Below are 11,925 nucleotides of genomic sequence, written 5' to 3'. Positions count from 1 at the left end.
TTTTATGATATCAATTTCTAAAACGCTTCTTCTTCAAAGTATCAAATTTGAAAACCATTCGGTATTAGTTGAGCTTATGGATCGTATTTACCCGCCACCATACAAGCATTTATGGAAACATGAAGATTGTAGCTGGTATTTAAATAAAAGCTATGGTATAAATAACTTTAAGGAAGAGTTAAAGAACACCGATGCTTCTTATTTTTTCGTGATTTATAATTCAAAAATCGTTGGAATATTAAGACTGGTTGTCGATCAAGAGTTAAAAGAATTTCCTAATCAATTAACAACTTATTTACATCGTGTTTATTTAAGCGACGAAGTACAAGGTAAGGGAGTTGGGAAACAATTATTTAATTGGGTTGAAAAAATAGCAAGACAAAATAATAACACACATATTTGGTTAGAGGCTATGGATACTCAGCAACAAGCTTTAGCTTTTTACACCAAACAAGGCTACAAAGAAATTAATAATATGTCATTAGAATTTGATCGTATTCACAAACATTTAAGAGGGATGTTACTTATGAGTAAATCACTATAAAACTATTGCTATTCAACTTTTATTTCCTCAAGATCAATTCTTGATAATTCTTTTAAACCGTTAACAGCATATAAACTATCTAGAGATAATAGATTTGCATTTTTATCAAGTGGTTTAAAATTAATATAATCTACAAATCTTATTCCTTTTATATAACGCTCATTATAAGCTGCTCTAAAACGAAATCCTAATTCATCATCTTCTGCATAAGAATAAGCCAAATAATCCATTTTAAATGTTTTAGTATCTACCCAATAGATAAATTCATCTTCAAAATCTTCGCCGCCTCCTTCTTCATTAAAAGTAATTTTAATTTTATAATACGTTTTTTTCTTAATAGTAGCTTTACCTAAATATTGCTTATTCACCGCCTCACTATTTAAACCATATGGCAATACCGAAAAATAATGTACAGAATTTATAGAACTACTATATTTTACTGCCATACTATCTGGTGTGTCAACAAAATTGTTATTTATAAAACGTTCAAAGCCTTTATTCGTTAAAATATCTAAAATGGAATCAGTGGAATTTGTAAATGATCTCCCGTATAAAAAACTGCCTTTATTACGCTTTGCGATATAATGTTTATCTCTAAAATTAAAACTAATATTCGATGAATCTAATAATGAGCCACCAGAAACATTTATTGCTGTATCTATAATAAATTGTGCATTTTTATTTTCACAACTTGAGAGGCACGTTACTATAAAACAAAATAATGCTACTTTTTTAAAAAATTTCATGTGATTTTTTTATTGTAAGTCGTAAAGCTAATTATTACTTACTTTGGGAATTATTAAAATTATGCCTTTTTTCTTTATTCTTAGGGGTTAGGTTTAAGTCTTTATATTTTTTAAGACGCTAAGACGCAAAGTAGTACTTGGACTTTTTATGATATAATAGATACTCACTTTTATTGGATTTTTTAGATATGTTCTTATAAATGTGGATTACAATGATCTAAGATTACTATATACATGTTTTTTTTATTGGTTCTATGGGCTTTGGTATGGGGCTCGCTAAGACGCTAAGGCGTAAAGATATACTTGGACTTTTCTATGATATTATAAATACTCACTCTTATTGGATTTTTTGGAAATGCTTTTAGGAATATGGACTACTATGATTTAAGATTACTAGATACATATCCTTTTTATTGGTTCTATGGGCTTTTGTATGGATCTCGCTAAGGCGCTAAGGCGCAAAGATACTTGGACTTTTCTATGATATTATACTCGACTTTTTAAAACTAATATTGAAAACTACTTCTTATAAATATGAATTACAATGCTTCAAGCTAACTATAAACAAATCTTTTCTCTTTCGTCTTACTTCTTATGTCTTTCATCTTTTTCCCTCAACCCAAAATCAATAATTATTTAAGATCAAAACGTATAGAATCTCCTGTAATTTTTTGTGCTAAACTGTTAATCGAAGACTCTTTTAACTGCAAGACTCTTGGGTAGCCTCCTGTCGTTTGACAATCTCTCATTAAAATAATAAGTTTTCCAGAAGGTGTTAATTGTATGGTTCCTGGTAATACTGAAGATGTAATAATGGGTTCCAAATTGTTTTCTAAAGATTCTGTTAATTGGTAAGCCATCCTATTGTTATCTTTAGAAATAGTAAAAGGTTGTGAAAACAATAAATCTTGTTGTTTTTTTGAAAGTTTATCAAATTCTGGTCCTTTAAAAACGTCCATGGTTTTATTAGTAAAATGTGTATTTTTTACTTTTATTCCAGCGTGATTCTTATCAAGACCATCCAATGATGTATCAATTATTAGCGTCATGTTTTTAAATAACATAGCATACTTAGTAATACCAGGATACATACTATAACTATTCATCACCTTTTCAGTCTTAAATCCCCCTAAAACAGATAAATAAGATCTAAATCCAGAAACTAATTTACCAAAAGATACTATATCGCCACTTTTTACTGAAATTGGCTTATTTAGCCTTATTTGACTCTCGTTCAGTCTAGGAGAGAGATCTGCTCCCGAAATACAAATACTAGTCTCACAGTTAAATTCTAAAGTTGGTCCAGTCATCGTAATTTCTATAGTGGCAGAATTGGCGTCATTCCCTAATAACACATTCGCCATAGATGCCGAATAAATATCCATAGCTCCAGAATATGGCACACCATATTCTTGATAGCCATGGCGCCCTAAATCTTGAATTGTGGAATATAAGCCTGTTTTTAAAACTTTAACCATCAAGCACCTCACTTTCTAACTGATAAACACCAGCGTCAACCAGCGTTTTAATATCTTTATATTCTTTAAGCGATATCGGTTTAAAAATAATTTTATCGCCTGCATTCACAAAGCAAGGCACATTATTATTAGGATTAAAAAATGCTATAGGAGAATTTCCTATAATATTCCAACCGCCAGGACTATGACTTGGGTATACCCCTGTTTGTTTTCCTCCAATGGCTACGGCTCCTTTTTCTATCTTTAATCTAGGCGTAGCTTTTCGTGACATGTGAAGCTTTTCATTTAGCCCACCCAAATACATGAATCCTGGTAAAAAACCAATAAAATAAACGGTATAAACAGTCTTAGAATGGAGTGTGATAATGGACGTTTTAGACAGATCCTTTTCAAGAGACATCTGCTCTAGGTCGATAGCAAAAGTAGCATCATAACACACAGGTATTTTCCATTGTTTTTGTGTGAATTTAACATCGTCACTTCTTTGAATATATAATTGTTTAAGTGTATCAATACTGTTTTCTAATGACTTAAAAACAATATCATATACAACTAACAACGAATTATATGCAGACCTTAACTCAATGACACCTTTAATATCATTGTTTTTGATTTTTTCTTTAAATATAATAATATCAGAAAGGGTATGCTCATCAATAACTGCTGGCCACTCAATTAAGACAGACCGTTCCCCAAAAGGTTTATATGTGAGTTTATAGGTCACTTAATTTGAATACTGTGTTTTTTTAAACGAAGTTCTAAATTCTTAATCAAATTTACCGCATTAGGATTATCTCCATGAATACAAAATGTTTGGACCTTTATGTCAATATCCTTTCCTGTGATTGTTTTAACCTTTTGTTTTAAAATCATATAAAAGATATGCTCAAACAAATGATTTTCATTGTGTATGGATGCTGCTTCTTTTTTTCTAGAAACGAGCGTTAAATCATCATTGTAATTCCTATCTGCAAAGGCTTCATAAATAATTGGAATATTTTGGGATATGGCTAACTTTTCAATTTCCGATTTAAAGGGTACATAGAGCTTAACAGGTGAGCTTATGGTTTTTATAACTTCTATAACAATATGCGCTATTTTTTCATCAACGGCTGCCAAATTATATAAAGCACCATGTGGTTTTACATGATGTAAAGGTTCTTGTTCTTCATCAAGAATAGCTACTAAATCATCAATCTGGTCTTTAATGCTTTTAAATAAAGCTTCATTAGACATTTCCATATTAATTCGACCAAAATTCACTTTATCTGGAAACGAAGGGTGTGCTCCTATTTTTACACGATATTTTTTAGCCAACTTAACGACGTTCCGCATGGTATCTGTATTTCCAGCATGACCGCCACATGCAATATTACAGGAAGAAATGAATGGCATGAGTTCTGACTCATTACCAATCCCCTCTCCTACATCTACATTAATATCAATAGTTTTTGGTATCACTAAAAAATATTTAACTGAAAAACTTTGTTAAGTGTCGCAACAGATAGCAAGATACTAATTCCTAGAATTATAAACCCGAAGATATTCTGCTTTATAGTATTCTTATAGATCCCTAAAACGGATGGTTTGTTCATAATCCAAATTAAAAAGCCCGCAATAACTGGTAATAAGATACCATTGGCTACTTGAGCAAATTTAATAATATCGATAGGTTTTATTCCTAAAGACGAAAATAAAACGCCTAATAGCAAAATAAACATCCACACGCTTCTAAATTTTTTAGATTTTAAATTAGAACGCCAACCCAAACAGCCACTCGTAACATAGGCAGCTGCCAAAGGTGCTGTAATCGCACTAGTAATACCCGCTGCAAACAATCCTAAAGCCAAAAAATATGTAGCAAAACTTCCGAATAAGGGTTCTAATCCTTTTGCTAAATCTGAGGCACTATTGATATCTTGAGATTGAATGGAAGCTGCAGAAATAATAATACACATAGACACCAAGCCTCCTAAAACGATGGCGATAATAGTATCTTTTCTCGCGTATTTCAAATCGCTCGTTTTATGCCATTTTTCTTTAACTAAGGCGGCATGTAAAAACAAATTATAAGGTACTACCGTGGTTCCAATTAATCCGATAACAGTTAATATACTATCGTTTGAAAATTTTGGAATAAAAATACCTTTGAAAATGCCGACTACATCGGGCTTTGTTATAATAGCTGTAATTAAAAAAGCCAAACTCATTAACGTTACCAATCCTACCAATACCTTTTCAAGGAGTTTATAATTGCCAATATATAGTAAAACAAAAGCTATGGCGCCAATTACCATACTTAAAAAATTCAGCGAAATACCTCCTATTTCTATATTCGGATTTCCAACAATGGTTTGTAATCCCAAAACACCACCACTTATATTACCTGCTTCGTACGCTGCATTACCAATTACGATAGCAGATAGGATTAATACAATGGTAAACCATTTTAGAATAGGGTTCTTGATTTCTGTTCGTATAATTTGTGATAACCCTCGCTGAGAAATAATTCCCAAACGCACAGACATTTCCTGAAGCACGATAGTCGCTATTACAGATAACAACATGGCCCATAGTAAGGAATAACCAAAGTCAACACCAGCAAGTGTACAAACGGTAACAGTACCAGGACCGATAAATGCCGCAGCGATCAACGGTCCAGGGCCTATATTTTTAAAAATGTTTTTCAGGTGGCGTAAAAATTAATTTTCTAGCTTAAGAACCTGTTTAAATTTTATCCTTTAGTTTATCCAAAAACAAAACTTAAACAGTTTCTAAATTTATTACTTTATTTGGGTTAATAAAACCTCAACCGCTTTTTTTAACTGTGTATCTACTTTTTTAGACTTATCATCTGGGTTGTTATATACTAAAACATCTGGTACTGCTGGTCCTAATTCCATATTAGATTCAGAATCTTTCACATACCATCCTCTAAAAGGCATTCTAACAGTAGAACCATCAATTAGTGATGCTCTTCCTGTAGAGATAACAGCTCCAAAGGTCGGGACTCCAACCAGCGTCCCTATATTTAATGCTTTATAGGCATGCGAAAATATTTCAGCATTAGAATAACTGGATTGGTTACACAACGCTACAGATGGTTTTGTCCAGGCTGCTAGTGGTAATCGTTCACTAAAAGGATAATGATTTTTAAACGTTTTGTGTTCTTTTTCTAAGTTTTTCGCGGCACCTCTAGGCACTGTATACGCATGTTGTTTTACACTAAGTACAGCCATTAAATAATCGGTAGTCCAACCACCTCCATTAAAACGCACATCTATTACAATACCTTCCTTTCCTAAACCAGCTGCTGTAAGTTCTCGCTCAAAACGCTCAAAACTTGACCAATTCATACCTTCTATATGAATATATCCTAACTTTCCATTAGAATACGTATTAGTTAATTGCTTGCGTTCTTTTACCCAAGCATTGTATTTTTCAACACGGTTGCTACTTTTTGGTCTTATAACTATTTCTTTTGCTGTACCACTTCTATTTACTTCTAAGTAAATTTTTTCGTCTGAAGTGCCTTCTAATAGACTATATATATTTAGGTTTTTAGTAAGTTTTGTACCATTAACAGCAATAATAACATCTCCAGGAGATACTTTACTTGTACTTCTATCGCTTGGCATATTATTAACGATTGCTACTACTTTAAGATTTCCATTTTTTTCTGGCATTAGTTCTAGTCCTAATAACCCTGTTCTTTCTCTTTGCAAATCTTCTCTTTGTTCTCCACTTCTAAAGCCCATATGACTAGCGTTTACCTGACCCAACATCCAATTAAACATATTTTGGAAATCGATACGAGTAGATGCTTTTATTGCCAAAGGTTTATAAGTCTTTTTAAGACTTTCCCAACTTTTTCCATGGAAATTAGGATCATAAAACCCATCATTAATAACTTTCCAGGCTTCATCAAAGATTTGATTAGACTCTAAATTGTAATCAATATCTAGCTTAGCTTTTATAGGTAGGCTTTCAGATTTATCATTCGATAAATTAAGACTAGTAAGGCTTCCAGAACTTTTCGTCATAAATATTTTAGAATATTTTTTATCGACTATAATATTAGAAGGTTTACTATTTTTTGTTGTAATTGCTTTTTTATCTTTTCCTTCCCATGAAATTTTAAATAAATCGGATTCGACACTAGCATCTCCTCTACTTCCATTTCCTGTTGTATAATAAATAGTTTTTCCGTCTTTAGAAAAGGCGTGACCAAACTCGCCTCCTAAAAATGATGTTACCTGAACTTGACGCTCATGAATGTCTTGAAAATCAATAACAACATCGTCTACAGCATCTTTTTGTTTTTCTTTGTCTCCTTTATCAGTATCCTTTTTGTCTTTTTTCTTTGGTGTATCTTCTGAATCTTCTTCCCAATCACGTGTTGTTTTTTCCCAATCTTTCTTTTTCAGCCATGTAAACCAAACATCATAATCGTTATTATTTCTATTAGATGAAAACATTAATTTTTTCCCATCAGCACTCCAAATAGGATTTCTATCTTGTTTAGGATGCATCGATATATTTACTGGTTTTCTACTATTATCTGCTTTATGAATATATATTTCGGAATTAAAATCTAAATCTTTTAAACTATAGGCTAACCATTTGGAGTCTGGAGACCAAGACACACTACCAGCAGTATCCCAACCATCTAATAATGTTATTTCGTTAGATAACTTTCCTTCGTTATTAATATTTGCAACGACTAGTTTTCCTCTACCTCTATTAAAAACAAGTGATTTCCCATTAGGTGAAAGTATAGGATTAGATTCTGGTGCATCCGTTTTAGACAATCTTACTACTTTACGCTTTAATGTTTTGAATAAATTAGTTTCTTTATCATCTTTAGATTTCACAAGATATAAATCATTTTGTCCATCTCTATCCGACACAAAAATCAAGGTACTATCATTTAACCACGTAGGCATTCTATCTCTAGAAGACGACTTAGAAACATTAACTGTTCTGGGTTTTTCTTTTTTGTTTTCTCGTATAAAAATTTCTCCTCTAATTACTAAAGCTGTATGCTTCCCATTAGGAGACAAGGCTATATCTCTAATACCACTACTATATGTTTTGTGCTCTATCGGGTCTAATCTATTATCTGAAGAAATATTTATTTTAATTTCCTTTTGTTTTTTTGAGGCTGCATTGACTAAAAATACTTGATCGCCTTTCGTCATAATCAAATCTTTTCCATTTCTGCTTATACGAAATGAAAAGATCCCCATATCTTTAAATGAGGTTATTGATGTTAAGTTTCCTTGCTTCTCTCCTGCACTATCAATTTCTAGTTTATGTATATTATACTTGCCACTTCTAGCCGATTGAAAATAAATAGTTGTATCGTTACCCCATTGTGGATAAAAGTCCTGACCATTAAAAGTAGTGAGCTGTGTATAAGTATCTTTTTCAATATTGTATAGCCAAATATCATTATTTGCGGGTCCTTTATAAGCTTCACGTTGTATTCTACAACTCCCTTTTACAAAAGCTATAAACTTTCCGTTAGGTGATACGGTTGCCTGAAGTCCCAAAGCACTCATATATCTATATGGAGTCCCTCCTTTTTCGTTCACTATATGTATTTCGTTTTCCCACTCAACCTGAGCAAAGTTTCTTCGTGTTGAAAAGAGAATATCGCCATTTTTAGTATAATCTGTAATATTATCACTTGTAGAATGATAGGTTATTCGCTTTGCAATGCCTCCTACAGATGCGATAACATATACATCATTATTACCATATCTATTGCTTGTAAATACTATTGACTTGCCGTCGAAACTCCAAATTGGATTCGTATCGTAAGCTTCATGTATTGTAAGTCGCTTTGCATTTTGTCCAGTGATATCTGAAGTCCAAATATCGCCCTGATAATTAAAGGCTATAGACTGTCCGTTTGGACTTATTGAAGGAAAATTAATTAATGGATTCTGGGCAGAGATACTAATACTTAATAGAAAACTAAGCACTAATGTCGATTTGAAAAATAACTTCATTTTTGATGGTTAATTTATATATCCATCAAATCTAAAAATATTATATTTTATGAGTCAGTTATTAGGGTTTCTTTAACATTTAGAATGGTTATTAAGTGAATAAATAGCCAAATCCCCAACTTAACATCTATTTTTATTAGCACCTCTTATCACTTAAGAATACGATTCAATCCTCTATATAGATTTTGCTCTAAAATGTCATATTTATTATCACTTAAAAAGAGCGTTTTCATCTCTTCAAATAAGCGATCTACTGCATCATTTGTATAACCATGATCTTTAATTGATGATCTGATCTTTTGGATACTTTGATAATCATTATCCTTCTTAAACTCATCATGAATTTTTTCAAAATCACTAGTTTCTATTTTCGACTTGATATAGTCTATTTCTGCTTTAGATTCTGAAAAGTCGGCGTTAGCGCAATAGATTAGTATGTAAATTTTCAGTTCTTCTTTTGTCCAATCTGTCTTGAAATCTTTCATCAATTATTTTTTAATGATTTTCAATAATAGTTATTATCGATTAACGAAGTTTGTACATTTTGTTGGGCGGGATATCAAAACATCTCCAGAATAAAATAAATTACCTTTTAAAACAACTTGCATACAGAATAGAAACTGCCTCAGTTTTATATTAGCAGAAAGCCCCTTCTGAAATATTTTTAACCTTATGTCGAAGCAGTTTCTATTCTGTATCCTAGCCTATCTATATTCTGAAATTAATTAACTTAAATAAAACAAAACACCTCTTCAGTATTTTGTGTTATTTTTAATACAACAAAAGATAAAAATGGGTGGTACAATTTTATATGAATTTTTAAATAAATGTCATTACTACTTTTTTCTATTGAGTAAATCAAATAAAGGTTGATAACATCAAGAGTTGAAGAGTTTTATATTAACCTTTAGATCTAAAATATTCACTGTAAGTAATTTCCTTTAAATCAAGTGTATTTTTGTACAAAAATGACCCATAAGTTACATTTATTGGTCTAATTTTTACAATTACTCTCCTCACTAAGTCATATCTTTATTAAAATCCCAATTATTTAGTTAAAATTTTAACAACTAAGCCACTCCTAGACAGGAAGTCCATAGGTTCGTTTTGGCAGACTAAAAGTCTGCTTCGTGAAATATGGTAAAACTGAATTTGTGTGAATTCGTGAAACCTGCCAGCCGGCAGGCTGGTTCGTGTCAAAAGTTTTTAGAAGCTGAAAGCGACATGCGCTAAAGTACATAGTTTTAACTCCATTTGAGACCAATAAATAAACTAATAAATCTAAAAGTTTGACTAAAAAAATTGAAAAACGATAAACCCTATTTAATCTGTAAACTATAACTAAAATTAATTAAAATGAAAAAATTATTCTATTTAACAGTATTAACACTATATTTTGGGGTAGTCAATACCTTAAACAGTCAAACTTTACTCAGTCACCATTTTAATAATGGTGAAATTTACCCCTTTGAGATCCCAAAAGTAGATCAAGAGGCCAGGGTTAGCATCGTAAACAAGCGAGTAGAAACTCATTGGGATGAGGATTTATATAACGGTACTAACTCTGGCAGAAAAGCACAAATAAGACCAGAAAATAATGCCTATCACTTCACCCAAGAATTTTGGACAGGCTTTTGGCTTAAAATTCATCCAGATTATATGGCAAACAACACCAATACAGATGCTTGCCTGATGCAAATTTGGGGACACAATGATGCTACTGGAAGCGCAAACCATTATGCCATGCTTAAATTTGATGGTCGTAATGGAGGTGCGCTGGTCTGGCAACATCGATATAATAGTGTTGCAAATAAGGATCATTATCTTATATACGGTAATTTTCCAAAAGACACCTTTGTAAGAGTTGTAATTCGTGTTAAATTAAGCAGTAACGGGGGTATCGTTCAAATTTGGGTAAATGATGTTCTAAGATTAAGTAAGACAGGCCAGACAATAGGCTGGGGTGATATGAATGCTAATGGCATGTATAATCAGACATATTCCTCAATTTCATATGGACAGTACAATTATCGCGAATCTGCTGGCTATGATCAAACTTATGACTCTGAAAATCATTTGTTCGACGGACATATGGATGGTGAAACAAGAACAGTTACTTACGATGAGCTTTCTCTTTGGAATGGTAGTAATGGGTATGCCATTGTAGATCCTAATGGTGGTGGTATTCCCAGCAGTGATAATTTTCAATTAATTAAGCGAAACGCAACAGGCTTTGCCATCAATGGCGGATCTACTAATGCTAGCCTGGATGGTCGTTCTGTGAGGCTATATACAAATATTAATCACAATAATTTAACCTGGACAGAAATAGACCGTGGAGGAGGCTATTATTCCTATGAAAAATTGAATTCTGGCTATTGCATGGATGGTGGTTCTGGAGGTAGTAATGGACAAGATATTACTATGGCATCATGTAACGCATCCGATTATAACCAACAATGGGAAAAAATAGATGCGGGAAATGGGCATTATCGCTTGCAAAAACGTGGAACTAATTACTCAATAGATGGTGGTAATGGAGGTGCGAGTAGTCAAAATGTTTACCTATGGACTTCAAGCGCTACAAATCAAAACCAACAGTGGCGGTTTGATACCTCTGCAGCAAGTACATCTAAAAATTCTATTCCAAAAGCAGAAGCAGAAGAACCATTGGAAGAGAATTTAAATGCTTTTAGTGTATATCCAAGTCCCGTAGAAAATCAACTAACTATCAAGTTTAATAATAATTATGATCAAGAAACAGCTATAACACTACATGCTGTTAATGGCCAAAAAGTTATACAAACTAAACCAAACGGAGAAGAACTTAAGTTAGATTTATCTAAATTAAATAGCGGTATTTATATTTTAAAAGTAAACTCTAAAACGCAAAATTTGACTAAAAAAATCGTGAAATTATAGTAGAACGAAGGTATATAAACTAAACCTATGGACTAGAAATCCATAGGTTCATTTTGATAGCCTGAAAGTCTGCTTCGTGACATACTGAAATAAAAACATAAACATACTAAAACTGAATTCCTGTGAATTCGTGTCTGAAATTTTTAGAAACTGAAAGTGACATGCACCAAAGCACATCTTTTTAACTACAGTTGAAACTAATAATATAAGACTGACTA

Annotated in this window: 9 protein-coding genes; 2 read left to right on the top strand and 7 right to left on the bottom strand. The window is 32.2% G+C overall.

All coding sequences use genetic code 11. The features are described from left to right. The first annotated feature begins 4 nt into the window (after window positions 1–4). A complete protein-coding gene (locus Q4Q40_RS13635) occupies window positions 5–544 on the top strand; it encodes a GNAT family N-acetyltransferase (protein WP_303302414.1) in 540 nt (179 codons plus the stop codon). An 8-nt stretch (window positions 545–552) separates the two neighbouring features. On the opposite strand, the gene Q4Q40_RS13630 is transcribed toward Q4Q40_RS13635, so the two are convergent. From Q4Q40_RS13630 to Q4Q40_RS13600, 7 genes are all read right to left on the bottom strand, one after another. Then, window positions 553–1,290 carry a DUF6503 family protein gene (locus Q4Q40_RS13630; RefSeq protein ID WP_303302413.1) on the bottom strand — a complete coding sequence of 246 codons (738 nt, stop codon included), beginning with the start codon at window positions 1,288–1,290 and terminating at the stop codon, window positions 553–555. Window positions 1,291–1,922: 632 nt separating this feature from the next. Then, the gene (locus Q4Q40_RS13625) at window positions 1,923–2,768 is read right to left on the bottom strand and encodes a 5-oxoprolinase subunit C family protein (protein WP_303302411.1); all 846 of its coding nucleotides are present in this window, start codon (window positions 2,766–2,768) and stop codon (window positions 1,923–1,925) included. Further along, window positions 2,761–3,492 carry a 5-oxoprolinase subunit PxpB gene (gene pxpB / locus Q4Q40_RS13620; protein ID WP_303302409.1) on the bottom strand — a complete coding sequence of 244 codons (732 nt, stop codon included), beginning with the start codon at window positions 3,490–3,492 and terminating at the stop codon, window positions 2,761–2,763. Before pxpB ends, Q4Q40_RS13625 begins: the two co-directional genes overlap by 8 nt. Continuing rightward, window positions 3,489–4,229 carry a 5-oxoprolinase subunit PxpA gene (gene pxpA / locus Q4Q40_RS13615; RefSeq protein ID WP_303302408.1) on the bottom strand — a complete coding sequence of 247 codons (741 nt, stop codon included), beginning with the start codon at window positions 4,227–4,229 and terminating at the stop codon, window positions 3,489–3,491. Before pxpA ends, pxpB begins: the two co-directional genes overlap by 4 nt. Beyond that, complete coding sequence (locus Q4Q40_RS13610; protein WP_303302497.1) at window positions 4,229–5,458, bottom strand: Nramp family divalent metal transporter; 1,230 nt, start codon at window positions 5,456–5,458, stop codon at window positions 4,229–4,231. Before Q4Q40_RS13610 ends, pxpA begins: the two co-directional genes overlap by 1 nt. A 93-nt stretch (window positions 5,459–5,551) precedes the next feature. Next, window positions 5,552–8,785, bottom strand: a complete 3,234-nt coding sequence (locus Q4Q40_RS13605) for a S41 family peptidase (protein ID WP_303302407.1) — start codon at window positions 8,783–8,785, stop codon at window positions 5,552–5,554. A 149-nt stretch (window positions 8,786–8,934) separates the two neighbouring features. After that, complete coding sequence (locus tag Q4Q40_RS13600; protein WP_303302406.1) at window positions 8,935–9,270, bottom strand: hypothetical protein; 336 nt, start codon at window positions 9,268–9,270, stop codon at window positions 8,935–8,937. Between the two features lie 871 nt (window positions 9,271–10,141). Here Q4Q40_RS13600 and Q4Q40_RS13595 point away from each other — a divergent pair. Beyond that, the gene (locus Q4Q40_RS13595; protein ID WP_303302405.1) at window positions 10,142–11,707 is read left to right on the top strand and encodes a T9SS type A sorting domain-containing protein; all 1,566 of its coding nucleotides are present in this window, start codon (window positions 10,142–10,144) and stop codon (window positions 11,705–11,707) included. Window positions 11,708–11,925: the final 218 nt, after the last annotated feature.

The sequence above is a fragment of the Flavivirga jejuensis genome, assembly GCF_030540765.1.
GTDB lineage: Bacteria > Bacteroidota > Bacteroidia > Flavobacteriales > Flavobacteriaceae > Flavivirga > Flavivirga jejuensis.
The sequence above is the reverse complement of the archived record's forward strand: the minus strand, read 5'-3'. Positions and strand labels throughout refer to the sequence as shown.

Excerpts from the sequence above, each read along its gene's own strand:
- Q4Q40_RS13605 (WP_303302407.1), bottom strand. The coding sequence starts at position 8,785 with ATGAAGTTATTTTTCAAATCGACATTAGTGCTTAGTTTTCTATTAAGT.
- Q4Q40_RS13595 (WP_303302405.1), top strand. The coding sequence starts at position 10,142 with ATGAAAAAATTATTCTATTTAACAGTATTAACACTATATTTTGGGGTA.
- Q4Q40_RS13625 (WP_303302411.1), bottom strand. The coding sequence starts at position 2,768 with ATGGTTAAAGTTTTAAAAACAGGCTTATATTCCACAATTCAAGATTTA.
- Q4Q40_RS13635 (WP_303302414.1), top strand. The coding sequence starts at position 5 with ATGATATCAATTTCTAAAACGCTTCTTCTTCAAAGTATCAAATTTGAA.
- Q4Q40_RS13600 (WP_303302406.1), bottom strand. The coding sequence starts at position 9,270 with ATGAAAGATTTCAAGACAGATTGGACAAAAGAAGAACTGAAAATTTAC.
- Q4Q40_RS13630 (WP_303302413.1), bottom strand. The coding sequence starts at position 1,290 with ATGAAATTTTTTAAAAAAGTAGCATTATTTTGTTTTATAGTAACGTGC.